Origin of the sequence: Pseudarthrobacter sp. CC12 (assembly GCF_039907755.1) — a bacterium.
Taxonomy (GTDB): Bacteria; Actinomycetota; Actinomycetes; order Actinomycetales; family Micrococcaceae; genus Arthrobacter; species Arthrobacter niigatensis.
The window spans coordinates 1-24927 of sequence record NZ_JARDJH010000020.1 but is presented as its reverse complement, the minus strand read 5'-3'; the positions used below and the strand labels follow the sequence as shown (position 1 = coordinate 24927).

General features: G+C 66.2%; 27 protein-coding genes. 15 read left to right on the top strand and 12 right to left on the bottom strand.

The genetic code is table 11. The features are described from left to right. Positions 1-29: 29 nt before the first annotated feature. The 3 genes from PV772_RS14235 to PV772_RS14225 all read right to left on the bottom strand — a co-directional run bounded on the left by PV772_RS14235 (position 30) and on the right by PV772_RS14225 (position 4034). Positions 30-1232: a TerC family protein gene (locus PV772_RS14235; RefSeq protein ID WP_141157947.1), complete on the bottom strand. Its 1203-nt coding sequence runs from the start codon at positions 1230-1232 to the stop codon at positions 30-32. A gap of 37 nt (positions 1233-1269) precedes the next feature. Continuing rightward, positions 1270-2937 (bottom strand): ATP-dependent DNA helicase RecQ, encoded by a 1668-nt coding sequence (locus tag PV772_RS14230; protein ID WP_141157946.1) that lies wholly within the window; start codon positions 2935-2937, stop codon positions 1270-1272. A gap of 122 nt (positions 2938-3059) precedes the next feature. After that, entirely contained in the window at positions 3060-4034 is a 975-nt protein-coding gene (locus PV772_RS14225; protein ID WP_141157945.1) for an aldo/keto reductase, read from the bottom strand. 304 nt (positions 4035-4338) lie between these two features. On the opposite strand from PV772_RS14225, the gene fdhA reads away from it, so the two are divergent. Further along, the gene (gene fdhA, locus PV772_RS14220; protein WP_141157944.1) at positions 4339-5550 is read left to right on the top strand and encodes a formaldehyde dehydrogenase, glutathione-independent; all 1212 of its coding nucleotides are present in this window, start codon (positions 4339-4341) and stop codon (positions 5548-5550) included. Between the two features lie 112 nt (positions 5551-5662). After that, positions 5663-6016 carry a GNAT family N-acetyltransferase gene (locus PV772_RS14215; protein WP_141157943.1) on the top strand — a complete coding sequence of 118 codons (354 nt, stop codon included), beginning with the start codon at positions 5663-5665 and terminating at the stop codon, positions 6014-6016. A 69-nt stretch (positions 6017-6085) separates the two neighbouring features. Here PV772_RS14215 and PV772_RS14210 read toward each other — a convergent pair whose 3' ends face one another. After that, positions 6086-6544 carry a hypothetical protein gene (locus PV772_RS14210; RefSeq protein WP_141157942.1) on the bottom strand — a complete coding sequence of 153 codons (459 nt, stop codon included), beginning with the start codon at positions 6542-6544 and terminating at the stop codon, positions 6086-6088. Positions 6545-6937: 393 nt separating this feature from the next. On the opposite strand from PV772_RS14210, the gene PV772_RS14205 reads away from it, so the two are divergent. Next, complete coding sequence (locus PV772_RS14205) at positions 6938-7891, top strand: serine hydrolase (RefSeq protein WP_347886577.1); 954 nt, start codon at positions 6938-6940, stop codon at positions 7889-7891. Positions 7892-7959: 68 nt separating this feature from the next. Further along, entirely contained in the window at positions 7960-9321 is a 1362-nt protein-coding gene (locus PV772_RS14200) for an MFS transporter (protein ID WP_347886576.1), read from the top strand. A 19-nt stretch (positions 9322-9340) separates the two neighbouring features. Here the strand turns inward: PV772_RS14200 and PV772_RS14195 are convergent, their stop codons facing one another. The 3 genes from PV772_RS14195 to PV772_RS14185 form a co-directional block, all read right to left on the bottom strand. Further along, positions 9341-10093 carry a metalloregulator ArsR/SmtB family transcription factor gene (locus PV772_RS14195; RefSeq protein ID WP_347886575.1) on the bottom strand — a complete coding sequence of 251 codons (753 nt, stop codon included), beginning with the start codon at positions 10091-10093 and terminating at the stop codon, positions 9341-9343. 43 nt (positions 10094-10136) lie between these two features. Next, on the bottom strand, positions 10137-11366 hold the full coding sequence (locus PV772_RS14190) for a mechanosensitive ion channel domain-containing protein (RefSeq protein ID WP_347886574.1): 1230 nt from the start codon (positions 11364-11366) through the stop codon (positions 10137-10139). Between the two features lie 105 nt (positions 11367-11471). Beyond that, positions 11472-11879, bottom strand: a complete 408-nt coding sequence (locus PV772_RS14185) for a DUF1304 family protein (RefSeq protein WP_141157938.1) — start codon at positions 11877-11879, stop codon at positions 11472-11474. Between the two features lie 117 nt (positions 11880-11996). Between PV772_RS14185 and PV772_RS14180 the strand changes: the two genes are divergently transcribed. Further along, positions 11997-12332, top strand: a complete 336-nt coding sequence (locus tag PV772_RS14180) for a cupin domain-containing protein (RefSeq protein ID WP_141180877.1) — start codon at positions 11997-11999, stop codon at positions 12330-12332. 99 nt (positions 12333-12431) lie between these two features. On the opposite strand, the gene PV772_RS14175 is transcribed toward PV772_RS14180, so the two are convergent. Further along, positions 12432-13508 carry a glycerophosphodiester phosphodiesterase family protein gene (locus tag PV772_RS14175; RefSeq protein WP_347886573.1) on the bottom strand — a complete coding sequence of 359 codons (1077 nt, stop codon included), beginning with the start codon at positions 13506-13508 and terminating at the stop codon, positions 12432-12434. A gap of 131 nt (positions 13509-13639) precedes the next feature. Next, entirely contained in the window at positions 13640-14881 is a 1242-nt protein-coding gene (locus tag PV772_RS14170; protein WP_347886572.1) for an MFS transporter, read from the bottom strand. A gap of 268 nt (positions 14882-15149) precedes the next feature. On the opposite strand from PV772_RS14170, the gene PV772_RS14165 reads away from it, so the two are divergent. The 6 genes from PV772_RS14165 (at position 15150) to PV772_RS14140 (ending at position 18494) form a co-directional block, all read left to right on the top strand. Beyond that, positions 15150-16067 (top strand): 2-hydroxyacid dehydrogenase, encoded by a 918-nt coding sequence (locus tag PV772_RS14165; RefSeq protein ID WP_347886571.1) that lies wholly within the window; start codon positions 15150-15152, stop codon positions 16065-16067. A gap of 31 nt (positions 16068-16098) precedes the next feature. Continuing rightward, entirely contained in the window at positions 16099-16566 is a 468-nt protein-coding gene (locus tag PV772_RS14160) for an SRPBCC family protein (RefSeq protein WP_347886570.1), read from the top strand. Between the two features lie 8 nt (positions 16567-16574). Further along, positions 16575-16919, top strand: coding sequence for a DUF1801 domain-containing protein (locus tag PV772_RS14155; RefSeq protein ID WP_347886569.1), 345 nt, complete (start codon positions 16575-16577; stop codon positions 16917-16919). Positions 16920-17056: 137 nt separating this feature from the next. Further along, a complete protein-coding gene (locus tag PV772_RS14150; protein ID WP_141157931.1) occupies positions 17057-17380 on the top strand; it encodes a hypothetical protein in 324 nt (107 codons plus the stop codon). 239 nt (positions 17381-17619) lie between these two features. After that, the gene (locus tag PV772_RS14145; protein ID WP_141157930.1) at positions 17620-18006 is read left to right on the top strand and encodes a VOC family protein; all 387 of its coding nucleotides are present in this window, start codon (positions 17620-17622) and stop codon (positions 18004-18006) included. A 137-nt stretch (positions 18007-18143) separates the two neighbouring features. Continuing rightward, positions 18144-18494 (top strand): cupin domain-containing protein, encoded by a 351-nt coding sequence (locus PV772_RS14140; RefSeq protein ID WP_141180883.1) that lies wholly within the window; start codon positions 18144-18146, stop codon positions 18492-18494. 24 nt (positions 18495-18518) lie between these two features. On the opposite strand, the gene PV772_RS14135 is transcribed toward PV772_RS14140, so the two are convergent. Both PV772_RS14135 and PV772_RS14130 read right to left on the bottom strand, forming a co-directional pair. Next, complete coding sequence (locus PV772_RS14135; protein ID WP_347886568.1) at positions 18519-19775, bottom strand: MFS transporter; 1257 nt, start codon at positions 19773-19775, stop codon at positions 18519-18521. Next, positions 19772-20233: a MarR family transcriptional regulator gene (locus tag PV772_RS14130; RefSeq protein WP_347886567.1), complete on the bottom strand. Its 462-nt coding sequence runs from the start codon at positions 20231-20233 to the stop codon at positions 19772-19774. The genes PV772_RS14135 and PV772_RS14130 overlap by 4 nt, the downstream gene beginning before the upstream one ends. A 133-nt stretch (positions 20234-20366) precedes the next feature. Here PV772_RS14130 and PV772_RS14125 point away from each other — a divergent pair, with 133 nt between their 5' ends. Together PV772_RS14125 and PV772_RS14120 are read left to right on the top strand one after the other, a co-directional pair. Continuing rightward, positions 20367-20873 carry a DUF3592 domain-containing protein gene (locus PV772_RS14125; RefSeq protein WP_347886566.1) on the top strand — a complete coding sequence of 169 codons (507 nt, stop codon included), beginning with the start codon at positions 20367-20369 and terminating at the stop codon, positions 20871-20873. Between the two features lie 78 nt (positions 20874-20951). Further along, complete coding sequence (locus tag PV772_RS14120) at positions 20952-21557, top strand: heme-binding protein (protein ID WP_347886565.1); 606 nt, start codon at positions 20952-20954, stop codon at positions 21555-21557. Positions 21558-21619: 62 nt separating this feature from the next. Here the strand turns inward: PV772_RS14120 and PV772_RS14115 are convergent, their stop codons facing one another. After that, on the bottom strand, positions 21620-22012 hold the full coding sequence (locus tag PV772_RS14115; protein ID WP_347886564.1) for a VOC family protein: 393 nt from the start codon (positions 22010-22012) through the stop codon (positions 21620-21622). Between the two features lie 393 nt (positions 22013-22405). Between PV772_RS14115 and PV772_RS14110 the strand changes: the two genes are divergently transcribed. Both PV772_RS14110 and PV772_RS14105 read left to right on the top strand, forming a co-directional pair. After that, the gene (locus PV772_RS14110; RefSeq protein ID WP_347886563.1) at positions 22406-23677 is read left to right on the top strand and encodes a DUF1524 domain-containing protein; all 1272 of its coding nucleotides are present in this window, start codon (positions 22406-22408) and stop codon (positions 23675-23677) included. Positions 23678-23744: 67 nt separating this feature from the next. Continuing rightward, a complete protein-coding gene (locus tag PV772_RS14105; protein WP_347886562.1) occupies positions 23745-24455 on the top strand; it encodes a PASTA domain-containing protein in 711 nt (236 codons plus the stop codon). Positions 24456-24927 lie beyond the last annotated feature (472 nt).

Sequence of the window (24927 nt, the reverse complement as noted above, 5' to 3'; positions counted from 1 at the left end):
TTCCACGGTCCCGAACTGGGCCGGTAACCTCAGCCCTCGTTGGCGGCCGCCCTGACTTGGGCCTTGTCGTGCTCGTCATGGGCTTTCCGGATCAGGTCCATGAACTCCGTTTCATGGCGGACCAGCCGCTTGTACTTCTCGGGAAGCTTCCGGATCTGGTCCTCCTCACGGACCATCTTGGCGAAGATCTTGTCCCGCTCCGCCATGTCCGTTTCGTAGTTGAGGTCCACGTACTCGGTGGCGTGCCGCCTCGCCCCCGATACCGCGTTCTTGGCCTTGCCCTTGGGGCTGAAGACCGAAGCGAGGATGGTCACCACCAGAACCCCGAGGATCACGCTGAGTGACAGGCCGGTGCTGACCTCCACCACGTTGACATGCCCGCCGTCGTTAATGAAGGGCAGCGTGTTTTCGTGCAGGGCGTGCAGGATGAGCTTCACGCCGATGAACCCCAGGATGGCGGCAAGGCCGTAGGAGAGGAAGATCAGCCGGTCCAGCAGGCCGTCTATCAGGAAGAACAGCTGCCGCAGGCCCATCAGCGAGAACGCCGTGGCAGTGAAGACAACAAAGACGTTCTGGGTCAGCCCGAAAATTGCCGGGATGGAGTCCAGGGCAAACAGGATGTCTGTCCCGCCGATGGCCACCATGACCAGCAGCATCGGCGTCAGGACCCGCTTGCCGTTCTCCACCGTGAACAGTTTGTCGCCATCGTAATGTTCCGAGGCGGGCAGCAGTTTCTTGGCGAGCCGGACCACCAGTCCGTCGGAGTCGTCGTCGTGGTCGTCCGGTTTGAGCAGGTTTCCCGCCGTAACCAGCAGGATGAGCCCAAAGATGTAAAACACCCAGGCGAAGCTGTTGATCAGCGCCGCACCCAGGAAGATGAAGGCCGTACGGGCAATCAGGGAGAAGACAATGCCGAAGAGCAGCACCTTCTGCTGGTCAGCCCGCGGCACCTTGAAGCTGGCCATGATGATCAGGAACACGAAAAGGTTGTCCACGGACAGGGCCTTCTCCGTGACGTAGCCGGCGAAGTACTCGGTGCCCATGTCGGATCCGCCGAACACAAGCACAACCAGCCCAAAGAGCACCGCGATGGTCACGTAGATGGCGGACCAGGTGGCTGATTCCTTGAGGGAGGGGGTGTGGGCCTTACGGACGTGGAAGAAAAAGTCGAAGGCCAGCAGCGCAACGATCGCCGCGATGGTCAGGGTCCAGGCATAAGCAGGTACGTCCACGCGGCGGGCCTTTCGTTGGGGTGTACCCCCAGCCTACCTAAGCGGGTTTCAGCAGCTGGTGCTCCACGACGGCTGCCCTGGACAGCGTTTTGTACCCTTCCTGCTCGAAGAGCACCGTGATGACATCGTCCTCGTGCCGCATCACCAGGCCGGGGCCCCAGTCCTTATGGACCACCGTGGACTGCAGCGGGAAAGGCTCGCCGGCAGCGGATGCCGGCGCGCCGCCGTCGGACTCCTTCGCCGCCGCCTGGTTGGCGGCTTCAGCACACCCGTCACAATTGCCGCAGGGGTCCGGCAGGTCCTCGCCAAAGTAGCCGAGCAGGAACTGCCGGCGGCAGCCGTCCGTCTCGGCGTAGGCGCGCATCATGGTCAGCCGCGACTGGTCAACCCGCTGCCGGGCTTCGGCCAGCTCGACGGCGTCACCCACCAACGCGGGCAGCTTGGCTTTGGACGTGAGCCGCACCCCGCGCTTCCCGGTGCTGACGGCATCGATTTCCTCCAGCTGGTTCACAAGGGACGTGATGCGCCGGGCCTTGAACCCCGTCAACTCCGCGAGGGAGGACTTGGGCGTGGGTGCATGCGCGGCCTTGAGTACCTTCAGGACGGCAAGGAGAGACCCGGGATCGGGGGAGTGGGTGCCGAAGAATTTCCGCAGGCCAAGGTCCTCTGACCGGTAGTGCAGGACGGCTGAGGCGGGTGCGCCGTCCCTGCCTGCCCGTCCGATCTCCTGGTAGTAGGAGTCCAGCGATTCCGGGATGTCAGCGTGCACCACGAAGCGCACGTTGGGCTTGTCGATTCCCATGCCGAAGGCGGTGGTGGCCACCACCACGTCCAGCTCGTCGTTCAGGAACAGCTCGTGGATGCGTTCCCGGTCCCCGGCGGACCGGCCCGCATGGTACGCCTCGGCACGCAGCCCCTCCGCGACCAGTTTGGCGGCGTATTTCTCCGTGTCCTTCCGGGTGGCGGCGTAGAGGAGCCCATGCCCTTTGCGTGCCAGGCCGGCGACCTGCACCAGCACGGCTTTGCGCTTGTCCTTGTCTTCGTGGTGCCGGACCACGTCGAGGCTGATGTTGGGCCGGTCGAACCCATGCACCAGCACCAAGGGCTTGTTCATACCAAGCCGCTCCATAATCTCGTCCCGGACCGGAGGGGAAGCCGTAGCTGTCAGGGCAGCCACGGGCGGGTTCCCCAGCTGCGCGCGGACACGTCCGAGCGCCAGGTAGTCGGGCCGGAAGTCGTGTCCCCAGGAGGAGACGCAGTGTGCCTCATCCACGACGAACAGCGTGATGTCCAGTGCCTTGATACGGTCCACGGTTGCCTGCTTGGCCAGCTGTTCCGGGGCGAGGAACAGGAACACGGCCGAGCCTTCCCCGGCAGCGCGCCAGGCATCCTCGATTTCGGCATCGCTGTGTGAGGAATTGATGGCTACGGCGGCATCCGGTCCGAGGAGCTGGGACAGGCCGTCCAGCTGGTCCTCCTGCAGGGCAATCAGCGGTGAAACCACGACGGCGGGACGTCCCGTTGCCTTGTGCAGGTGCAGTGCTGCGACCTGGTAGATCGCTGATTTGCCGTAGCCGGTGGGCATGACGGCCAGGACATCGCGGCCTTCCGCGAGCGCGGCCATGCCGGAAAGCTGCCCGTCCCGAAGGTCCGGCAGGTTGAAGGAGGAAGCAGCAAGGGCCCGAAGGGCAGGTTCGTCGGACATGGAACTGGGCTCCGCACAGAAGGAAACTGCGGCCGCTTGCTTCAGCCGTAGGAACCACCCTACGCCAGCCCCGCCCCGCCGTCGTGCACCATTGCAGTGGCCGGCCGTGCGTGCTTCCCTGGCTACGTGTCGATAGAGGACATGTTGGGGTAGCGGGCACCGGCAGTGGACCCCGCGGGTGCCAGCTCGTCCAGGAGTTGGAGCTCGTCCTGGGTCAGCTCCACGTCCACGGCGCCGAGGTTCTCGTGCAGGCGTTCGCGTTTCTTGGTACCGGGGATCGGCACGATGTGTTCGCCCTGTGCCAGCAGCCAGGCGAGGGCCAGCTGGCCGGGAGTGCACTGTTTCCGGTCCGCCAGCTCCTTGACGCGGTCCACGAGTTCCAGGTTCCGTGTGAAGTTCTCCCCCTGGAAGCGGGGGGAGTGCCTGCGGAAATCGTCCTCGGCGAAGTCGTCCACGCTGCGGATCTGGCCGGTGAGGAAACCACGGCCCAGGGGGCTGTACGGCACGAAACCGATGCCCAGCTCCGCGAGCACGGGGAACACCTTGGTCTCGGGCTCCCGCTCCCACAGCGAGTACTCCGTCTGCAGCGCGGTGATCGGGTGCACGGCGTGGGCCCGCCGGATGGTTTCCGCGGATGCTTCGGAGAGGCCCAGGAAGCGGACCTTCCCGGCCTGGACCAGTTCCGCCATGGCGCCCACCGTGTCCTCGATGGGAACCGTCTTGTCCACCCGGTGCTGGTAGTAGAGATCGATGTGGTCCACCCCCAGCCGCTGCAGGCTGGCGTCGCAAGCGGACCGGACGTAGTCGGGCCGGCCGTTGATGCCCACCCAGGAACCGTCCTCGCGGCGTTCATTGCCGAATTTAGTGGCGAGCACAACGTCTCCGCGGCGTCCTGCAATGGCGCTGCCCACAAGTTTCTCGTTGGTGAAGGGGCCGTACATGTCGGCCGTGTCCAGCAGCGATCCGCCGGCGTCCAGGAACTCGTGGATCGTGGCCACCGACTCCTGCTCGTCACCGGTGCCGTAGAACTCGCTCATGCCCATGCAGCCAAGGCCAAGGGCGGAGACTGTCAGTTGTCCAATAGTGCGCGTTTTCATGCCGTTCTCCTCAACGGTAGAACTTGCCTGGGAACCGGCCGTCCTGCATGTGCGGAGCCGGTTGGTACAGCGTACGCCGCGAATAAGAGTTACCCGTTGGAAGCCCCCGGCAAACAAGGGGCACTTACCCCTAGACCGCTCTGGGGGCCATGCCTAGACTGGGCGGATCCCCACCCCGGGAACCGGTACCTGACCACGACAAACATCAGGATGCACCAACCGGCCAGGACTGTTCCCCACGCGGGATGTCTCACCTACCCAGATCACGGCCGTCCCACCGGACGCCTGACTACAGGAGCGATAGATGACAGGGAACAAAGCCGTTGCCTACAAAGAAGCCGGCAAGGTCGAAGTAATTGACATTGATTATCCAACGTTCGAGCTCAAAGACGGCCCCGGGGTCAACCCCGCCAATGTGGGACGCCCGGTCAACCACGGGGTCATCCTCAAGACCGTGGCCACCAACATCTGCGGATCGGACCAGCACATGGTCCGCGGCCGCACCACAGCCCCGCCCAACCTTGTGCTGGGCCATGAGATCACCGGCGAAGTGGTGGAGGTGGGCCGCGACGTCGAGTTCATCAAGGTGGGCGACCTCTGTTCCGTGCCGTTCAACATCGCCTGCGGACGCTGCCGGAACTGCAAGGAACGCAAGACCGGCATCTGCCTGAACGTGAACCCAGACCGGCCGGGCAGTGCCTACGGCTACGTGGACATGGGCGGCTGGGTGGGAGGCCAGGCCAACTACGTGCTGGTCCCGTATGCAGACTGGAACCTGCTGAAGTTCCCGGACAAGGACAAAGCCATGGAGAAGATCCTGGACCTTGCCATGCTCTCGGATATCTTCCCCACCGGGTTCCATGGTGCGGTCACAGCCGGTGTCGGCGTTGGCTCCACCGTATACGTGGCCGGTGCCGGTCCTGTTGGCCTCGCAGCGGCCACCAGCGCGCACCTGCTGGGTGCCGCCGTCGTGATTGTGGGCGACATGAACGAGGGCCGGCTGGCGCAGGCACGCAGCTTCGGCTGCGAGACTGTGGACCTTTCCAAGGGCGACCCGAAGGATCAGATCGAGCAGATCCTCGGCGTCCCGGAGGTGGACTGCGGCGTGGACGCCGTCGGTTTCGAAGCGAAGGGCCACGGCCATGACGCCAAGGAGGCACCGGCGACCGTCCTGAACTCCCTGATGGAGCTCACGGCCGCCGGCGGAGCGCTCGGCATCCCCGGCCTGTACGTCACCGGTGATCCGGGCGGCATCGATGACGCCGCCAAGAAAGGTGCGCTGTCGCTGAGCCTGGGCACGGGCTGGGCCAAGTCCCTTAGCTTCACTACCGGCCAGTGCCCGGTCATGAAGTACAACCGGCAGCTGATGATGGCCATCCTGAATGACCGGGTCAACATCGCCAAGAACGTCAACGCCAAGGCGATTCCGCTGGAGGAGGCACCGAAGGGCTACGCGGAGTTCGACGCGGGCGCAGCCACCAAGTACGTCCTGAACCCGAACGGCTACCTGAGCTGACGCGGCGGCGGGCGGGGGTGCCGGGATACACCGCCGATTGCGGAAATAAGTGGTGCCCCGTGCAGGTTAGGCTTTGCACGGGTCAGCACCATCCGCAATCGAAGGAGTTCCCTTGAGCGACATCACCGTCCGCCACAACCCCGGGCGCGAACGCTTCGAGATTCTTGATGCCGGCAATGTGATCGGCAAGGCGGCGTACAAGGAGTACGACGGCGGGGAGTCGCCGCAGCGGATTTTCTACCACACCGTCATCAACGAGGAATACGGCGGCCAGGGCCTGGCCGGCCGCTTGGCCACAGTTGCCTTGGACAGCACGGTGGAGGAGGGCATAGGCATCGTCCCGGTGTGCCCCTTCATCAAGAAGTTCCTGGCCAAGCACCCTGAATACCTGGCCAGCGTGGTGACCGTGGCCCCTGCGCACCTGGAATTCCTGGACACGGCGCTCGCCGCGCGCACCCGGGGCTAGGCTTCGGCAGGCAACGGCCTGCCGCGCTCCTTGGCTTTTACCTGGGCAGCCCACTTTCGAGCTGAGGCCTTAGTGCCGGAACCGCTCCCGGGCCGTTCGGGCGGATGTGCCGAGCGCGGCGCCGATGGCCTCCCAGGAGTCTCCGTTCGCGCGGGCCGCCCGGACGGCCGCCTCCAGCTCGGACTCCGCGTTCTCGGCAACCGTCCGGGCAGCGGTGATCCGGCGGAAGCCTGCGGCGCTTTTGTCAATGCGTGGCGTCGGGCCCAGGCGAAGGAGAGTACCGTCAATCCGTAGCGGCGCTGCCAAATGCTCCACCTGCAGCACGTATCCGTCGTCGGGGCCGCGCTGGATGAAGAGGGTGAGGACGGTCTGTCCGTCGCCATCGTCAAAGTCGACTTTTCCGTAGCTCTCACGCGGTCCAACCGGCCATGGGCGCGGCTTCAGCCGCCCTGTCGATTCGTAGTTTGCCCCCTCGTGGACGTCGTGCGCGACTCGCGCGCGCGGGGCTGGTGCTTCACGCGGGTTCATGCACCGTTCTCCTTCGAGTTGTCCTGCTGCTTCACGATCGGTTCCCCCCAACAACGTGATCTATTTGTGCCCGTGGCGGCGTGCGGCACCGCCCCCGTACAGGTACCAGTAGACGCCACGCCGATTTGAAGCGCACGAGTACCGTGTACTCGAAGTTTTCGACCCCAAGAATTGTTACCGAACCGGAGAGTCCCTAGGGCGGCCGGCATTCGGGCGGCGCCAGGGAAATTGCGCGTCGGCAAAAATTCGTCGGGTCGCCGGAACGGCCCGGCGGAACGTCCGGCAAGCCTTCAGGAAGCTCCCAAATTCCGGTGATTTAATCAGCATCTGTCAGCGCGCACACCCCCGCGCTGACGTTGTTTGAAATTGCCGAAGCGGACCAGGAGCCCTTGTATGTCCAAGCACCACATGGTGCCCAAACCCGGCCGCGATGCTCCGCCGCCGGTGCCGGGCAAACCGCCGGCTCCGGGTACGCCGTCAGCCGGCAGGCGGCAGGGCCATAAGAGGCTGATCATCCTGGCTGTCGCCTTGGTGCTCGTGATCATCGGCACCGTGACCCTCGCGGTGGTCCGGTCGGAGCCGCCCTCGGGCGCCGTAGTTCCCACGCAGCCCGCGGTTCCCGCCTCACCGGTGGCGGCCGCCCCGCCGTCGCTGCAGGACAGCGTGGACAACATCCTTGGTGAAGCGGACCAGTACCGGATCGGGCTGGCGCTCGCCGACGTGTCCGGCGGTGCTGAACGGACGTTTGGCGATGCGGACACCTTCACGGCGGCCAGCACGGCCAAGATCCTGACCGCCGCCGCCTACTACCACCTGGTGGAGAACGGCCAGGCGAGCCTGGACGATCCCATGGGCGACTACGACGCGGCGTTCCAGCTCAAGGCCATGGTCAACGACAGCAGCAACGATTCCTGGCTGCTCCTGATGGATGCCGTCGGCTACCCGCAACTCATTGCCTACGCGGCGTCAATCGGGGTCACCTACGATCCCGAACAGAACATGCTGACCGCGGCGGACATGGCCCTGATCCTCAAGAAGCTGTATGCGGGGGAGCTCCTGGACAAGGACAACACGGAGCAGCTGCTGGGCTACATGCAGGACACCAACAACGAGGACCTCATACCCGCAGGATCACGTTCCGGAGTGGACGTCTACCACAAGTACGGGGAGGTGGGCGGGGAACTGCACGATGCAGCGCTCCTGAGCTACCGCGGCTCCACTTTCGCACTGGTCATCTACACCGAGAACCCGGAAGGCGTGCCGGATGACGGGCAGGCCGAGGTGATCCGGGACCTCACCAGGGCCGTCGAGGACGCGCTGTTCCCGGTGGGACTGACCGCCAAGTAGCCAACGCCACACCACGATTAGCGTCCGCCAAGTCGTTCCCGGCGCCTGCTGTGGGCCAGACTGTTACCGTGAGCAACCAACCCAGGACTGCCCTGGCCGTCGCCGGACTCAGTCTGGGCACGGCACTGAACCCGCTGAATTCCTCCATGATCGCCGTGGCCCTGGTGGTGCTGCGTGCCGACTTTGGGCTCGACGTCGCGGCCGTCACCTGGGTGGTCACATCCTTCTATCTGGCCTCTGCCGCCGGCCAGCCGGTGATGGGCAGGCTGGCGGACCGGTTCGGCCCGCGGCGGATGTTCCTGCTGGGCATGGGACTGGTGGCCATCACGTGTGCGCTGGCTCCGCTGGCCCCCAACTTCGCGCTCCTCTGCGTCGCGCGTGCGGTCATGGCCCTCGGCACGGCCACCGCGTATCCGAGTGCGGTAGTGATGGTGGGCACGCTGGCACACCAGGCAAACGTGGAGGCGGCGCGCCCCCTGGGGCGGCTGCAGATGGCCAACACGTCGGCCGCCGCTGTGGGTCCCGTGGTAGGTGGTTTGCTGGTGGGTTTTGTGGGCTGGGAGTCGCTGTTCCTGGTCAACGTGCCGTTGTCCCTGGCGGCGCTGCTGATCGTCGCGAGGGCGGCACCGCCGGACAAGGCCAGGGAACGCGGCAGCGTGGCCGAGCTGGTGCGGGACTCGGATCTCCCGGGCATCGCAGGTTTCATCGGCGCCCTGTTGCTGGTCATGATGGCGGCGCTGAACGTGGCGCCGGACTACCGCTGGCTGATGCTGGCCGGCGGAACCGTGCTCGCAGCGCTGTTTGTCTGGCGCGAGCTGCGCTTCGCCAAGCCCTTCCTGGACCTGCGGCTGCTGGGCCGGAACCGGCCGCTGATGCTGGTGTACCTGGCCTTCGCCGTATTCAGCAGCGTTTACTACTTCGTCTTCTTCGGCCTCCCGCAGCTGCTCCAGGAAGCCGGCGGCTACGACCCCGGCGTGGTGGGCCTGCTGATGCTTCCCCTCGCCGGAATGTCCGTCGTAGCCACCCCATGGGCGGTTGCGGCGATGGGACGGTTCGGTGTCCGGCGGGTGCTGCTGGCCGGCGTCGTACTTTTGACGGTGGTGGCGGCCCTCATGTGGGTGCTGACCGGCACCCTGGCCATCCCCTTCGTGGTGGTCCTGACAGCCCTGATGGGCATCCCCTACGGAACCGTGGGCATCGCCTCCAACCAGGGCATGTTCGTCTCGACGCGGCCGCAGGACCGGGGCGTCGCGGCCGGCATCTACCAGACCTGCCGCTATGTGGGTGCCATCACCGCCACCGTGATGATCGGGGTTTTCGCGTCCGGCGGGGTGCACCAGGACAGCTGGATGCGGATGGTCCTGGCCATGCTGGTGCTGTGTGTGGTGACGTTCGGGATTTCCGTATTCTGGCGGCAGCAAAAGGCCTAGCCCGGTTGCGCGGGGGACTCTACGTGTACATCAGGGAGCCTGGCGTGGTGAGCTTCTCGCCGGTTTCCAGCCACGTCTTCAGGCCGGAGAGGATCATCGGCCAGCCGCCGTAGAGCTGTTCGTTGGCGCCCTCCCGCAGGTCGCTGTGCGTGACGGTGAGGTGGCAGGAATCGCCCACCGGTTCGATCTCCCAGGTGATCTTCGATGTGCCTTCGGCCTTGACGTCATCGCCCCAGAGGGCCCGCATGGTCTGCACCAGCCTCCGCGGCGGGTCGACTTCCAGGTTTTCGCCTTCGCCGAGGATCTGGCCGGCCTTGGGATTGCCCATTTCGAAGCGGCCGCCGGGCGTCCAGTCAGACTGCAGTGTGTTGCCGAACTGGTACTTGCTGCGGATGTCGCTGTCCGTAATGGCTTCCCAGAGCCGTTCGGGCGTGGTCTTAATGTAAATCTCGAAGATCTTTTCCATGGGACTTTCCAATCTGGATTTGAGGTCGCTGAGGGCAGCGGCCCATGGTTCTGCGTATTTGCTGACCCAGCGGTCGTGGACCAGGCGGATGGGGACGGGATTGAGGAAATGAAGCTTTTCCCGCCCGCGACGGCGGGCCACCACCAGGCCTGCGTCCTCCAGGATGCGGAGGTGCTTGGCGATCCCGAACCGGCTCATGCTGAACCGTGCCTCAAGCGCACTCAGGCTCTGGCCGTCCTCGCGGAACAGTTCGTCGAGCAGGTCCCGGCGGGTGGGGTCGGAGAGTGCTTTGAACACGTCGTCCATGACTCCCATGATAGGTGACCATATGGTCACCTATCAAGGGTTTTCAGTTGTGGGATGCCAGGTTGCGGCCGCGTTCCTCGAATACCTCGTCGCCGGGGCCGGTAAAGGCCCTCGACCGCTCCACGGCCTCGACCGATCCGGTGAAGAGCTGCGATTCGTGCGGGTCCGCGTGCGCCCCTGCTGCCCCGGGCCCAGCCAGTCCCCGCAACGGTGCCTTGCGCCGGGTGGCCGTGCCGGCGTCGTCCGCTGCCTGCTCCCAGCGCTGGTGTGGCAGCGCCTGCGGATGGTCCTGCTGGAGGAACGTCACCATGGTTTCGCGGACCAGGCAGCGGAGGTCGAACAGCGCTGCACTGTCCGCCGCGCTGACCAGGATGCGGATCCGGACAAAGCCTCCGGTGGCATCGGTGATCTGCAGGACGCCCACGCGCCCGTCCCACAGTTCGGTGCCGGCCAGGGCGCGGCGCAGTTCGGTGCGCATGTCCTCAACGGGGGCGCGCCAGTCGAGGTCGAACTCCACGGTGCCCATTACCTCGGACTGGCGGCGGGTCCAGTTCTCGAACGGGGTGGTGGTGAAGTACGTGGACGGCAGGATCAGCCGGCGGTCGTCCCACAGGTGCACCACCACATAGGTGAGGGTGATCTCCTCGATCCGCCCCCACTCCTTCTGGACCACCACCACGTCATCCACGCGGATGGCGTCGGTGAACGCGAGCTGCATCCCGGCGAAGACATTCACCAGTGAGGTCTGCGCGGCGAGGCCCGCCACGATGGAGATCACACCCGCGGACGCCAGAAGCCCGGCACCCAGCGCCTGGATCGCGGGGAACGTCAGCATGGCGGTGCCGACGGCGAGCACCACCACCAGTGCCACGGCGATCCGGCGGGCCAGGATCACCTGGGTGCGCAGCCGCCGCGCCGTCCTGTTGTCCGCCACGTCCACGCTGTGCCGGTTCAGCACCACCGCCTCCACGATCAGCAGGACCGCGATGGCAAGCCACGCGAACGAACCGATCAAGGCAAGCAGCAGGAGATGGTCGACGCCGGCGTGCCAGCTTTCACCGCCGGCTGTCAGGCCCAGCGCGGCCCGGACGCCCACCAGGCACAGTGCCAGCCGCAGCGGCTGGCGGGCCACCCGGGAGGTGGCCTGCAGCTCGGGCCGTTTCCGGTTCAGCTTCAGGACGATCTTGCGGAGCAGCCATGACAGGGTGAGTCCGGCCGGCACGGCCAGGGCCATGGCGATGAAGGGCAGGGCGGGGTTCAGGACATCGAGCATCCTTTAACGTCTATCAAGCCTTTGCCGGGGCTCCGAATTCGGGTACCTGCGTGCGTGTCCAGTCCGGGGCGACGGCGGCCGCCGTGGACGGTGGCCCCGGAGGAGTTACGGACCGAAGGGCAGCAGGAGCAGGGCCACCAAGGCAGGGACGGTTGCCGCGACCGTTCCCGGCACGCTGTCCCACTTCCGGGGGTAGTGCCCCTGGAGGTCTGCGAGCAGCATGGTGGGCGCCGTGAGGACCATGTTGGCGCAGCAGTAGACCACCAGCGTGTAGCCCACCACCAGCTGGCCGGAGTTGGCCGCGACCACGCCTGCGAGCACGCCCAGCGCGACCAGCAGGTTCCGGTACCCGGTGGGGATGGCCCACATCATCACGGCGGGGACATTCTCCGGCGGCGTACTCAGGAATTTCTGCGCCCACCTGTTGCGGCGGAGGAGGAAGCTCTCCACCGGAAAGACGAAGATATAGATGACCGCGGCCATCACCGCGAAGATCTGCGACACGGTGTTCATGGTCGAAGAGTAGGCCCGGCCTCACCGGTGCTCCATCCCCTCCCCAGGGGATTTCCGGCCGGCCCCGACCGGAAGAATCCGGCGCCCCGGTGCACGAACGCGGGTAGCCTTGGGCTCATGCAGAAGATATCGATCGACGCGCTGGCCCGGCAGCAGCTCGAGGCGGCGGTCACCTCCAGCAACGGGCGCGCCGCGGACACGGTCTATGGCGGCCACGAGAAGGTCCTCCGGCAGACGGTCATGGCCATGAAGGCCGGAACCCAGTTGAGCGAGCACCAGAACCCTGGCGACGCCACGGTCTTCGTGATTCAGGGCTGCGTCAGCCTCAGGGCCGGCGGCGAGTCGTGGCAGGGCAAAGCCGGCGACCTGTTGATTGTCCCGCCCGGCCTGCACAGCCTCCACGCCGAGGAGGATTCGACGTTCCTGTTCACGGTGGCCAAGTACCGTACCTGAGCCCTATGGTCCGGACGGACGACGGCGGCTGCCGGGCTTCCCCCAGCGGAAGTCCGGCAGCCGCCGTCGTGCATTGACGTATGGCCCGGGTCCTCGGAACTATGCCTGCGGGGCGTAGGCCTTGGGCAGCTTCAAACCGCGCTCGTCCATGACCGCGCGCAGGCGGGTGGGGTAATCGGTGATGATGCCGTCCACTCCCTGGTCCATCAGGCGCTCCATGTCCGTGGCCTTGTTGACGGTCCACGGGATGACGGCGAGGCCCAGCTGGTGTGCCTCGGCAATCATCTGGGGTGTGACGGAGCTGAACGTGGGGGAGATGACGTTGTACCCCTGGGCGGCTGCGGCCTTGGCAAGGGAGCCGCCGTAGGCGTCGATGTCGATGCCGCCCAGCTCGGGCGCGGCACCCGGCTGGCCCACCTGCATCCACTTGTCCCCGCTGGAAAGCGCAACGAGCGTCAGCTCCGGTGCCAGTTCCCTGGTGAGGTTCAGCGAGGACCAGTCGAAGGACTGGATGGTGGTGCGGTCCGCGGCGCCGGAGGCTTCGACTTCTGCCACCACGGCTTTGGTCAGCGCCACCATGCCTTCGCCGCCGGCCTTCCCGTCCTCCACCTTGGTCTCCACGTTGAAGCGGACCTTTTTGGCGTTGTACTGTTCCGCCAGCTGGTAGACGTCCTTGAGCTCGGCGATGCGGTTCCCTTCGACCACCTCCTGCCCGGGGAAGCCGGGCAGCTGCATGAAGCCGCAGTTGAGGGTCTTGACCTGGGCCAGGGACAGTTCGGCCACACGGCGGCCGACGTATGGGAACTCGGGATCACCGGCGGTGGCCGGGGCGGTATCGACGCATTTGTTGGCCTGGATGGTGTCGTCATGCCAGACGATGATCTTTCCGTCCTCGGTGAGGTGGGTGTCCAGTTCCAGGGTGCTGACGCCGAGCTTCAGGGAGTTGCCGAACGCCGCCAGCGACTCCTCGGTCCACTCGCCGCGGCCGCCGCGGTGCGCCTGGAGGTCGAAGGAGCCGTTGCGCTCGTTCGTCTTGATGGCGGAGGTGGCGGTGCCGGCAGCGTTCGACGACGGCGTTCCGGCCTCGGCGGTTTCGGCGGCGAAGGCGGCGCCCGGCGAGGCGATGGCGGCGGCGAGCAGTGCGGCGGTTGCCGCAGCGGTCAGGACTGTGCGCATGGGGATGGTTCCTCCTGGGTGACGGGTTCCGGCGGCGCCGGGTGACCCGCCAACGGTAGGCCGGACAGGTTGCGCCCGAGGTTCACGCAGTTGGAGGGGAGGTTAACGCCAGGTTCTGCTGTGCCCAGGGATCAGGCGGGGTCCTTGACTTTGTCGGAGACCGGCCGGGGTTCCAGCCAGATGCGTTCCCGCGGGCCGGGCGGGTACGCGTACCTCTTGCCGGCGAGCGTGATGGCGAACGCGGCAACCACCGGGACTGCCGCCGCGGCCGGAACCAGCAGCGGGCCGCCGACCACCAGGGCTGCCGAGCCGTAAAGCGCGCCGATGGTGATGCCCAGCTGGATGGTCAGGACCGTGAGCCCGTTCGCAGCCTCGCTGTACTCCCCGCCGGCCCGGAGGATCGCCGACTGGTTGTAGATGCCGATGGCGCCCAGGCCTGCACCCCAGATGGTCATCAGTACCAGCGCCACTGGCAGGTTCCCAACGGCGAGCGGCAGGAGGAACATCGATGAGGCGATGGCCGCCGTCGTGATCAGCAGCGAACGGCGGGGCCGCGAATCCACGGTGAGGCCCGCGATCCAAATGCCCAGCAGGCCGGACCCGCCCAGCACCGTCAGCGAGAGGCTCGTAGCGTAGTCCGGGAGGTTCGCCTCGCGGATGAAGGGCGCAATGTAGGTGAACAGGGCGAAGTGCGCCAGGACCAGCAGCGGCCACGCGATGGCAACGGACTTCACACCCGGCTGGCCGATCGCCTTGCGCAGGGACGGCCGGGCAGCATCGGAAATGCGCTGCACGCGGGGAAGCAGCCAGAACGCGAGGACCGTCAGGACCACACCGAAGCCCGCGAGAACCAGGAACGCGGCGCGCCAGCCCAGGAATCCGCCCAGGGCAGTCCCCACCGGTGCACCGATGGCCAGGCCCAGGCTGTTGCCGCTGAAGACGATTGCCAGGGCTTTGCCCACTTTGTCTGCCGGCACCACGCGGGATACGAACGGCGCCATGGTGGTCCAAAGCAGCCCGTGCGCCAGACCGCCCACCAGCCGGGCGATCATCGCCGAGGTGAAGTCCGGTGCCAGACCCACCAGTGCGTTGCTGAGCGCGAAGGTCAGCACCAACGCAACCAACAGGGCATGCCGCGGGATCTTCCCCAACAGCCGTGCCGCCGGGACCACCGTGACCACAATGACGGCGGCGTAGGCAGCGGCAAGGTAACCGGCCACCGGCTCGGAAACGCCAAGGCCGGTACTGATCTGCGGCAGCAGCCCGGACGGGAGGAGCTCGGTGGTGATGGCTGTGAAGGCGATCGTGGCAAGGACCACCATCGCGGCGTAGGGAAATCGGGCAGGGGACGGCGCGGAAATCGCGGAAGACATGGGGGAGCGTCCATTCAAAGGGTGGGGTTGGAAAGCGGCTCGCTGGCCGGACAATTCCTCCCTTAAATTTACAGGATTGGACGGGCTGTCATGGACGTGACAGGGCGCCGGCGGCAGCGTGTTGCGGAGCGAAAAATCGGCGTGGGCGGTACCGGGGGATAGGTTGGTTGTGGAACTTCAACGCCCGCTGCAGCTGCGCCGGGCCCGGAACCCTGGAGACCCATGAGTACCTGCTGCCTGCCAAACGGCACCTTCTGATGGTCGCCGCGTGACGGCGCCGCTGCGTGTCTGCCTGCCCGCCCAAAACCTGCTGGACGCACTCACGCCCATTGACGGCGTCGAGTTTGTCCTCTGGGACCTGGACGGACCCGCGCCGGAAGGCCGGCTGGACCTTCTGGTGCCGCCCTATATGGGCAACCCAACCGCGCTCGCGGCCCTGGAGGGGGTCGACGTCGGCCTGGTGCAGAGCCAGTCCATCGGGTACGACGGCGTCTCCGCAGTTCTGCCGCCAGGCATCGCCTTCGCGAACGCGGCAGGAGTGCATGAGACGTCGACGGCGGAGCTCGCCGTGGGCATGATGGTGGCCTCCCAGCGCGGTATCCCGGACTTCGTCCGCAACCAGGAAACCGGGACCTGGGACAACAGCCCGCGGCCCAGCCTGGCTGACCGGCGGGTGCTGCTGGTGGGCTACGGGGGAGTGGGGAAGGCCATCGAAGCCCGGCTCCTGCCCTTCGAAACCGAGGTCACCCGGATGGCCAGCCGCGCCCGCGAGGACGCCCACGGGACCATTTACGGAATCGACTCGCTCCACGACCAGCTGCCGTTGCACGAGATCGTGGTGGTCAGTGTTCCGTTGGGTGGGCAGACCCGGCAGCTGGTGGATGCAAAGTTCCTGGCAGCCATGCCCGACGGAGCCCTGCTGGTGAATGTGGCCCGCGGGCCCGTGGCGGACACCGACGCCCTGCTCGCCGAGACGTCAAGCGGCCGGCTGCGGGCTGCCCTGGACGTGACCGACCCGGAGCCGCTGCCTGCGCACCACCCGCTGTGGACCACTCCGGGCGTGCTCATCACCCCGCACGTCGGTGGCGCCAGTTCGGCCATGTTCCCCCGGATGGTCCGGCTGCTCAGGAAGCAGATTGGGCTGCTGGTGGAGGGCAAGGACCCGGTCAACGTGGTCCTCCCTTAACGCGGGCGGCCCGCGGCCCTATGCTGGGCCCATGTCTACTTTCGAAGTCCGCCGCAGCGCCGTCATCCCTGCCCCCGCCGAGGAGATCTTTCCGCTGGTGAACAACTTCCACGAATGGACCGCGTGGTCCCCCTGGGAGGCGGTCGATCCAGGGATGAGCCGCCGCTACTTCGGCAGTGACGCAGGGACCGGCGCGGGCTATGAGTGGAACGGCAACCGAAAGGCCGGCAGCGGAACCATGGAGATAGTGGAGTCCGTACCTTCGAGCCGAATCGGGATCCGGCTGCAGTTCACCAAGCCGTTCAAGGCCCTGAACCCCACGACGTTCACGTTCAGCCCGGCTCCTGGCGGCACGGAGGTGACGTGGCTGATGACCGGGGAGAACAAAGGGCTCGGTAAGGTCTTTGCGCTGTTCATGAACATGGACAAGATGGTGGGCGGCGACTTTGAGCGGGGCCTGGCCGCGCTGGCCTCCACGGTTGCGGCCAGGAAGAGCTGAGGTTCCCGTTGGGCGCCGTGGACGATGCGCTGGCCGCGCTGGATGAACCGGACCGCAGCTGCCTGCAGCACGTGGTGGAGCTCGCCAGGTCCATCGCCCCGGACACCACGGAGGGCATGAGCTACGGCATGCCCGCGCTGAAGCTGGACGGCAAACCCCTGTTTGCCGCCGTCCAGGCAGCCAAGCACCTCTCGATCTTCCCCTTCTCCGGCGCGGTCGTCGCTGCAGTCGCGGACCGGCTGGAAGGGTATTCACTTTCCAAGGGGACCATCCGCTTCACCGCGGCCCACCCCGTGCCGGACGACGTGGTGGAGGACATCGTCCGGCTGCGTATGGCGGAGATCCGGGGATAGAGCAACGGACGACGACGGCCCGCGCCACCTGCGGCCACGCCACCTGAAGGGACGGGCGCCCGGCCACCGGAGCCCATGCAGTCCGGCAGGACTTATGGTCCTTCCGAATGCGCTGCAGGGGTGCCTAATGTGATGCCATGGCTGACACTCTTGAGTCCCTCGCGGAAAGTTTTAAGAACATGGGCGTCGCCCGCGCGTACGGCGCCCCCGTGAACCTGAACGGGGAGGAGATGGTGCCCGTGGCCCTGGTGTCCTTCGGTTTCGGTGGCGGCACGGAATCCGGGGAGGGTGCCTCCGGCGGGGGAGGCGGCGGGGTTGTGGTGCCGCTTGGTGTCTACCGCACGGTCAACGGCAGGACCGTCTTCCGCCCCAACACCATTGCCGCCCTGGTGTGCCTGGTGCCCCTGGTGACGGCAACCGGAGCCGCGGTACGCAAGGCTGTCCGGGCAGCCCGGAAATAGTTCCGGAAGGCAAGGGCCCCCTTAAAAATCCCCTATTTCGCCGCGGGAAATTCAGTTCCATAATGGCCTCGTAGACTTCGGGGACCCCGCTGCGCTGGCTGCTGCCACCGCTCCGCCGGGGTTTCGGGTGGCCGCCCCGGCAGTCGGCGGGAAGGACGGCCACGAGGCCCGGCGGGGGACGGCCGGACCGTTTTCGGGGGAGAGCGACGCCATCACAACAGCAAGGGAAGTTGTTTGTCATGCTCAAAGATATGGAAGTCATGGCTGTGCTGCCTGCGAAGGATATCGACCGGGCCAAGGAATTTTATCGGGACAAGCTGGGGTTTGAGCCCGAGCGGACCATGGCCGATGGCGGCCTTGTCTACCGGTGTGGGAAGGGGACCTCGTTCCTGATTTACCAGACGGACAACGCGGGTTCGGCCAAGAACACACAAATCGGCTGGGCCAGTGATGATGTCCAGCGCGACGTGGACGAACTCCGTGCCCGCGGCGTCGTTTTCGAAGACTACGACATGCCCGGACTCAAGACCGAGAACGGCATCGCATCAATGGAGGGCTACGGCCAGGCGGCCTGGTTCCTGGACAGCGAGGGCAACATCCTCAACATCTCCTCGATGCCTTCTTGACGGCCAGGGCCCGTAGTGCAGGCCCCGCAATAGAAAGTACGACGCCGGCCCGTGCCGCCCGAAGCACCCGCACCCGGGTGCGTGGCAGCGGCAGGCCGGCGCCGCCGTCGTAAGCAGTCCGGAGGGAAGGGAAAGCGGTGGGCGTGGAAGAAGTGGTGCCGGAGACAAAGGGCGTCTCCATGGAGGTTCTGTCGACGGTGGATCTTGCCGGCGAAATTGAGGGTATGGACGGGCGCCAGCTCCGGATGCGGATGGTGACCATCGAGCCGGGCGGAGTTTTCGGCCCCCTCCATGACCACGTGGGCCGGCCCGGGACGGTTTATGTCCTTCAGGGGACTGTCACGGAGCACCGGGACGGCTTGGTCACCGAGTACGGGCCGGGGGTGGGCTGGCAGGAGGACCGCCACACCACCCACTGGCTCGAGAACAAGGGGACGGTGCCGGTTGTCGAAATCTCGGTGGACATCGTGGCCGCCCCGCAACAGTGATGCCCCGCCACCGCAGCAGCGGGCTCAGACTGCGGGCTCGCGCCTGCCCAGGGCCATCCGGAGTGCGCCGCGCAGGGTGAGCTGGTTGCGCCTGGTGACGGCGATAACGGCGGCGATACCGGCAAGCAGGACCACGATGCCGCCCACCGCGACGGACCAGCGCGCGCCGAACTCGCTGCCGATCCAACCCACCAGCGGCGAACCGATGGCGGTGCCGCCTTGGAGGATGGCCAGGTAGAGGGCCAGTACGCGGCCCCGGAACTGTGGCTCCACGGAGAGCTGGATGCTGGTGTTGCAGCTGTTCAGGAACGTGATGGACGCCAGGCCCACGGGAATCAGGATTGCCGCGTAGATCCAGAACGTCGGGGCGATGCTGCCCAGGACCGTGAAGATGCCCAGTCCCAGCGCTCCGCCCAGCAGGAACCGCAGCCGCGGCCCGGAGCGGCGTGCCGCGAGGAGGGCGCCGGCCAGCGTGCCCACGGCCATGATGGAGCCGAGAAGCCCGAATTCACTGGGTCCCATGCGGAACTCGGTGGTGGCCATCAGCGAGTTGATCACCGGGAAGTTCATGCCGAACGCACCCAGGATGCCCACCAGGACCATGATCAGCATCAGGTCCGGCCGGCGCCGCACGTAACGGATGCCCTCGGCCACCTGGTGCTTGTTCCGCTCGCCCCTCGCGATAGGGGCGGGCTGGGTGGTGCGGATTCGGAACAGCGAAACCAGGACGGCGGCGAAGCTCGCGGCGTTGAGCAGGAACACCGGCCCGGTACCCACCCAGGCGATGAGCACGCCGGCGATGGCAGGTCCGGTGAGCCGGGCGGTGTTGAAGGATGCTGAGTTCAGGGCCACCGCATTGGAAATGTTCTCCTGGCCCACGAGCTCCGATACGAAGGCCTGGCGCGCCGGTGCGTCCACCGCGCTGGCCACGCCCAAGCAGAAGGCGGCCACGTAGGCGTGCCATAGTTGCGCGGTGCCGGTGACCACCAGGAGGCCGATGGCCAGTCCGGTGAAGCCCATGGCCAGCTGCGTCCACATGAGGATGATTCGCTTGCGGTAGCGGTCCGCCAGGACCCCGCCGTAGGGGCCGAAGAGCAGCATTGGCAGGAACTGCAGGCCCGTGGTGAGGCCGACGGCGGCTCCCGAGTGATCGGTAAGGACGGTCAGGACCAGCCAGTCCTGGGCGACGCGCTGCATCCAGGTGCCGATGTTGGAGACGATCGCGCCGCTGGCCCAAATGCGGTAGTTGGGATTTTCGAGGGCGCGGAACATCGCACTCATTTGCCGCTCATTTCCTGCATGATGCGGGCTGCGCGGCTGAGAATGAGCCGGTCTTCCTCACCGAGTCCGGCCACACGCTGCGCCAACCAGGCGGTCCGCTGGCTCCGGGCCTCGGCCAGGACTTTCCTGCCGGCGTCGGTGATGTCCACGCGGACTTGCCGGCCGTCGTCGGGATCGGCGCTCCTGGTAACGAACGCCTGCTCCGCAAGAGCGTTGACGATCCTGGTCATGGACGGTGCCTGGACGTGCTCACTCCTGGCGAGATCGCGCAGGGTGCTGGGGCCGCTGCCGTTCAGGAGGGCCAGGACTGTGTACTGGCCGGGGGTGATGGCGTCTCCGGTGGCCTCGACGCGAAGCCGGCGCGACGTGCGCATCACAGCGGTGCGGAGATCGATGGCGAGGGTGTCGGGGGCCGTGGGGCCGGCGCTTGCCTGGTGCGTCGTTTGGATGGGGGACATATAGGGGTGTGCGCCTCCTGCTGGCATTTATTAGCACTGCTAATTAGTTCTGCTAACCATTATGCCCGCGTTGGTTGCCGCAGGCAATGGATGGAGGTGTGGTTTTGCTGACAGCTCCGGCACAATGGGAGCCGTGACTGGGCGCAGAACTGATGGAAACCGTAAACCCCCGCTGTCGTGGAAGCGGAAATTGAACCTGGCCGTGACTGTCCTGGTGCTCTGCCTGGGGCCCATCATGATCGGCGTAGGCAGCTTCATGATCAACGCCGATGAGGAGCTCGCCCGTTCTGGTGTCCAGGCGACCGGAACCATCATCCACTTCGACGACGTCACCAAAGCGTCCGAACGCAGGATGCAGGTGGAATTCCCGGCCGCGGACGGGGCGGTCCACCGGACCTTCGCCGCTGTGGACCACGATCAGTATCCCGTAGTGGGCAGCAGCGTGACGGTCGTCTATGCCGAAAACAATCCCGGGCGGGCCATCGTGCCCGGCTACGAGAGCGACGGCGTTTGGCTGCGTGGAGCCGGGGTTGTCCTGACGGTCATTTTCGGAGTTCTGGGCCTCTTGTACATCGTCCTGGTCGGCAGCGCTGTTCTGCGCGCCAGGTCGCGGCGGCGCCGAACGCCACAGGTGGTGTAGCCGGAGCTTCCGGCTGTCCGCTCCGGGCCGTACCCCGCCCTGTCCGCTCCCGCCTGACGGGCGTAGGCTGTGCGCACCATGACTGAACAACAGCCCTTTGAGTTGGTCCGGCGCTACCCCCACTTCGAACTTCGCCGGTACCCCGATTACGTGGTCGCCGAGGTGTCGGTGACGGCCGATTTCGACCGGGCAGGCAACGCCGCCTTCCGGTACCTCTTCAACTACATCAGCGGCAACAACACGGCCCGGCAGAAACTGGCGATGACCGCACCGGTGATCCAGGAAGCGGGAGGGCAAAAGCTCGCCATGACCGCACCCGTACTCCAGCGCGGACCACTGCCTGGATCAGGGGAGCCGGCGGAATTCTCGGTGGCCTTTGTCCTGCCGGCCGGCTTGAATGCCGAAACTGCTCCCGTGCCCACCGATCCCAGGGTCACGGTGCGGGCGGTGCCCGGTTCCCTCGCTGCCGTGCTGGGCTTCTCGGGCAGCGGTTCGGCGTCGGCCTTTGAGCGGCGCAACGCCGGTCTGCAGGCGGCGCTCACCCTGGCCGGCCTTACGCCTGTGGGTGCACCGCGGTTCGCCCGCTTCGATCCACCCTTCAAACCCTGGTTCCTGCGGCACAATGAGCTGGTCCAGGATGTAATGGAGCGCCCTCCGGGTGGCGCGGCGCCCGCATCCGGGTAGCGATTCTCCGCTGCCGACGCCCGCTCGCCTCTGGGCGCTTCTGGAGCTATAGCCAGCCCTTCCTAGGGTTTGTGTGCGTCCCGGACATGGTCCTGCGTCTGGCCCTGCATGACCCAGCGGTTGCCGTCGGGATCGCTGAAGTAGGCGAACAGGACACCGCCCAGGTCCTGGATCTCGCTGATGTCCGCGCCGCGGCCCACCAGCTCGCTGCGAACCTCGGCGATGTCCGGAACAACCAGCTGCAGGCCCTCGAGGCTGCCTGGGGTCATGGTGGTCATGCCGGTGCCGATGACCACCGACGTGGCAGAGCCAGGGGGCGTCAGCTGGACGACGCGCATGCCCGGGATATGTTCCACGTCATGGTCGAGGACGAAGCCCAGCTTGTCCGTGTAAAACGCTTTTGATCTGTCGACGTCGGAAACCGGGACCTGTACAACCTCAAGGCGCATTTGCATGGAGGCCACTCTAGCCTTGGACGTCACGCCAGGGGAACGGCAGGCACAGATCGATTGCCGGATTGAATTACCGCGCATTTATTGAGCCTCGAACGCGGAGTGCGACGGGAATTTCTCAAGGTTTCCTCAAGACTGCGTGAATGTTGCCTGAGGATCGCAGTAAGTTGCGTAAACGGAGCAGCGGGGTGCATAGGCTCGGCGGTGATGAGTTTACCGGGCTATGCAGCAGGCCCGGGATTGCGGGGGCAAAACTCTCTAGGCCCCTTGTATATGGGGAAATGAATGTCCGACTATGACACCCTCTTGGGGTTTGTTCCTTCCGCGCCTGCGCCGAAGCCGCCACGGAAACCGCGCTTTTCCACTTTCATTGTTGCCGGTATTACCGGGCTGTTCATGCTTTTCGGAGCACTGGGCGGCGGCATTGGCGGAGCCCTGATTATCCTGGGCATTTCAGCTGCCCTTACCGGCCTTTATGTACTCCTCACCGGACGGCGCTCCTGGGCGTGGCTGCCCGCCAAACGCAAGGCCGGCGCCGTCGCAATCGCCGCCGCTCTGGCGCTGTTCATCGGTGGCGCTGTCGCGCTGCCGCGCGTTGTCGGCGCGGACCTGGAGGCAGCCTCCTCGGAAAGCACTGCCAAAGCGGCGACGGCGAAAGCGAGCCCGACGGCGACAGCCAAGGCCTCGCCGTCGGCCACCCCAACTGCCACGCCGACGGACACCGGGGAGCCGCTGGACCCGGAGAATCCAAGCGTTCTTGCCGCCGGTGCCACCGCGGCCGCGCCCAGTGCGCAGCCAGCGTACGCAAGCAAGGCGCTGGACGTATTGGCAACCTTGCCGATCAAGGGCCGGGCGCCGAAGACGGGGTACGACCGCGCGCAGTTCGGCCAGGCGTGGGCAGACGTGGACCGGAATGGGTGCGATACGCGCAACGACATCCTCAAACGCGACCTCACCGGCGTGTCGTACACGAACAGTGTGCCGTGCAAGGTGCAGTCGGGAACGCTGGCCGACCCCTACACGGGCAAGACCATCAGCTTTGTCAGGGGTTCGGCCACCAGCAGTGCCGTCCAGATCGACCACGTGGTGGCCTTGAGCGACGCCTGGCAGAAGGGCGCGCAGCAGCTGACCGCCGAGCAGCGGACGGCGTTCGCCAACGATCCGCTGAACCTGCAGGCCACGGACGGGCCCACCAACCAGCAAAAGGGCGACGGCGATGCGGCCACCTGGTTGCCGCCGAACAAGGGCTTCCGCTGTGAGTACGTTGCCCGGCAGGTTTCCGTGAAGGCGACATACGGGCTGTGGGTCACCCAGGCGGAGCACGATGCGATTGCCCGGATCCTGGGCGACTGCGCCGGGCAGCTGGCGCCGACCAACCAGCTGCCGCCGGCACCCGCCGCCGCTGCTGTACCTGCTCCACCTGCCGCCGCTCCTGTACCTGCTCCCGCTCCGGCAGCACCCGCACCCGCACCTGCCGCCGTCGCCCCTGTTCCTGTTCCTGTTGCACCAGCACCCATGGCCCCGGCTCCTGCCGCGCCGGCACCTGCTGCTGCCTACTACGCCAACTGCGCGGCGGCGAGGGCTGCAGGAGCCGCGCCGCTCTACGCCGGCCAAGCCGGATACCGGCCCGCGCTGGACCGTGACTCCGACGGAGTCGCCTGCGAGTAGCCGCCGGATCTTTCCTCGGGCCTCGGCCCAACCGCATCACCACCACATCGCATTCCTAGGGGGAATCATGAACAACAACCTGTATGCCGCCCACCCGGTCACCGCGCGGCTGAAGAAATCGTTGGCGCTTGCCGTCCTGGCCGGCCTGTTGCTGACCGGCTGCGGAGGCAAGCAGGCATCCGTCGAACCCGCATCCGCTGCCACGTCCACCGCCACCGCTGGGGCGTCTGTTGCCGTTCCAGGTGTGGTGGGCCTGACCCTGGACAAGGCCACGGACCAACTAAAGGGTCTCGGCTTCAAGGTTGAGGCCAAGGACATCGTGGACGGCAAGACCATCATCGTGGAGAAGAACTGGCAGGTGATGACTCAGGATCCCGCCAGCGGCGCCACAGCAGCGAAGGGCTCCACCGTGCACCTCGGCGTGAAGTCGCTCGCCAAAATTGCCGCAGAGAAGGCGGCTGCCGAGAAGGTCGCCGCCGACAAGGCTGCCGCCGAAAAGGCTGCAGCTAAAGCGGTAGCGGACAAGGCCGCTGCCGAAAAAGCCGCGGCTGACAAGGCCTCCGCCGATCAGGCTGCTGCTGCAAAGGCTGCAGCCGACCAAGCGGCCCGGGACGCAGCTGCCAAGGCGGCGCAACAAGCTGCGCAGCAAGCTCAGCAACAGGCGCCGGCCGTCACGGTGCCCAATGTTGGGGGTGCGATCATCTGCAGCGACGGCTACGTGTGGCCCTCCACGACGAGGCAGGGCGCCTGCAGCAAGCATGGCGGTATTGCCAAGTAGCTGGTAGCCACCAGGACGAGCTGTGGACGCTTCCCTTTGTTGGGAGGCGTCCACAGCTCGTTCGGTAGCGGTTCCAACGGCGGTCATGGCCGTGGTGGTGCAGTGTGCGGCAGCACACACAGCGGATTTACGACGCCGGCAGCCTGCTTGGGTGCCCGAAACGCCCCTCCTGCCCCGGAATTCCGCGGATTCGCCACCACCTTCCGCCCGATTTGCGGTGGGGGTTGTGTGCGGGTATTGTTTTCTGAGTCGCCGCCGCTGAAGCGGAAAGATAGCGGCCAACCCCCCTTTTTTGAACGGCCTGGAAAATGGTTCGCTTTTTGTGCGTGCTGTTGGTGGGTGGGGGCTGATCCTGGTGGTTGTGGGTCACGGAGACGTGGTTTGCAAAGCCGGGTGGGATCGGGTAAGTTTGAAAAGTTGCTCCGGAGCGATCCTGAATGTTTGGTTTGGGTGGTGCCGGGTGTGTCTGTTG

What these genes read in the sequence shown, in the direction of transcription:
- PV772_RS14205 (WP_347886577.1), top strand. Translation starts at nt 6,938, where the DNA reads ATGTCCAAGCACCACATGGTGCCCAAACCCGGCCGCGATGCTCCGCCG.
- PV772_RS14150 (WP_141157931.1), top strand. Translation starts at nt 17,057, where the DNA reads ATGGCTGACACTCTTGAGTCCCTCGCGGAAAGTTTTAAGAACATGGGC.
- PV772_RS14185 (WP_141157938.1), bottom strand. Translation starts at nt 11,879, where the DNA reads ATGAACACCGTGTCGCAGATCTTCGCGGTGATGGCCGCGGTCATCTAT.
- PV772_RS14120 (WP_347886565.1), top strand. Translation starts at nt 20,952, where the DNA reads ATGACTGAACAACAGCCCTTTGAGTTGGTCCGGCGCTACCCCCACTTC.
- PV772_RS14190 (WP_347886574.1), bottom strand. Translation starts at nt 11,366, where the DNA reads ATGCTCGATGTCCTGAACCCCGCCCTGCCCTTCATCGCCATGGCCCTG.
- PV772_RS14230 (WP_141157946.1), bottom strand. Translation starts at nt 2,937, where the DNA reads ATGTCCGACGAACCTGCCCTTCGGGCCCTTGCTGCTTCCTCCTTCAAC.
- PV772_RS14175 (WP_347886573.1), bottom strand. Translation starts at nt 13,508, where the DNA reads ATGCGCACAGTCCTGACCGCTGCGGCAACCGCCGCACTGCTCGCCGCC.
- PV772_RS14105 (WP_347886562.1), top strand. Translation starts at nt 23,745, where the DNA reads ATGAACAACAACCTGTATGCCGCCCACCCGGTCACCGCGCGGCTGAAG.
- PV772_RS14180 (WP_141180877.1), top strand. Translation starts at nt 11,997, where the DNA reads ATGCAGAAGATATCGATCGACGCGCTGGCCCGGCAGCAGCTCGAGGCG.
- PV772_RS14160 (WP_347886570.1), top strand. Translation starts at nt 16,099, where the DNA reads ATGTCTACTTTCGAAGTCCGCCGCAGCGCCGTCATCCCTGCCCCCGCC.
- PV772_RS14115 (WP_347886564.1), bottom strand. Translation starts at nt 22,012, where the DNA reads ATGCAAATGCGCCTTGAGGTTGTACAGGTCCCGGTTTCCGACGTCGAC.
- PV772_RS14195 (WP_347886575.1), bottom strand. Translation starts at nt 10,093, where the DNA reads ATGGACGACGTGTTCAAAGCACTCTCCGACCCCACCCGCCGGGACCTG.
- fdhA (WP_141157944.1), top strand. Translation starts at nt 4,339, where the DNA reads ATGACAGGGAACAAAGCCGTTGCCTACAAAGAAGCCGGCAAGGTCGAA.
- PV772_RS14145 (WP_141157930.1), top strand. Translation starts at nt 17,620, where the DNA reads ATGCTCAAAGATATGGAAGTCATGGCTGTGCTGCCTGCGAAGGATATC.
- PV772_RS14210 (WP_141157942.1), bottom strand. Translation starts at nt 6,544, where the DNA reads ATGAACCCGCGTGAAGCACCAGCCCCGCGCGCGCGAGTCGCGCACGAC.
- PV772_RS14225 (WP_141157945.1), bottom strand. Translation starts at nt 4,034, where the DNA reads ATGAAAACGCGCACTATTGGACAACTGACAGTCTCCGCCCTTGGCCTT.
- PV772_RS14135 (WP_347886568.1), bottom strand. Translation starts at nt 19,775, where the DNA reads ATGAGTGCGATGTTCCGCGCCCTCGAAAATCCCAACTACCGCATTTGG.
- PV772_RS14170 (WP_347886572.1), bottom strand. Translation starts at nt 14,881, where the DNA reads ATGTCTTCCGCGATTTCCGCGCCGTCCCCTGCCCGATTTCCCTACGCC.
- PV772_RS14130 (WP_347886567.1), bottom strand. Translation starts at nt 20,233, where the DNA reads ATGTCCCCCATCCAAACGACGCACCAGGCAAGCGCCGGCCCCACGGCC.
- PV772_RS14110 (WP_347886563.1), top strand. Translation starts at nt 22,406, where the DNA reads ATGCTTTTCGGAGCACTGGGCGGCGGCATTGGCGGAGCCCTGATTATC.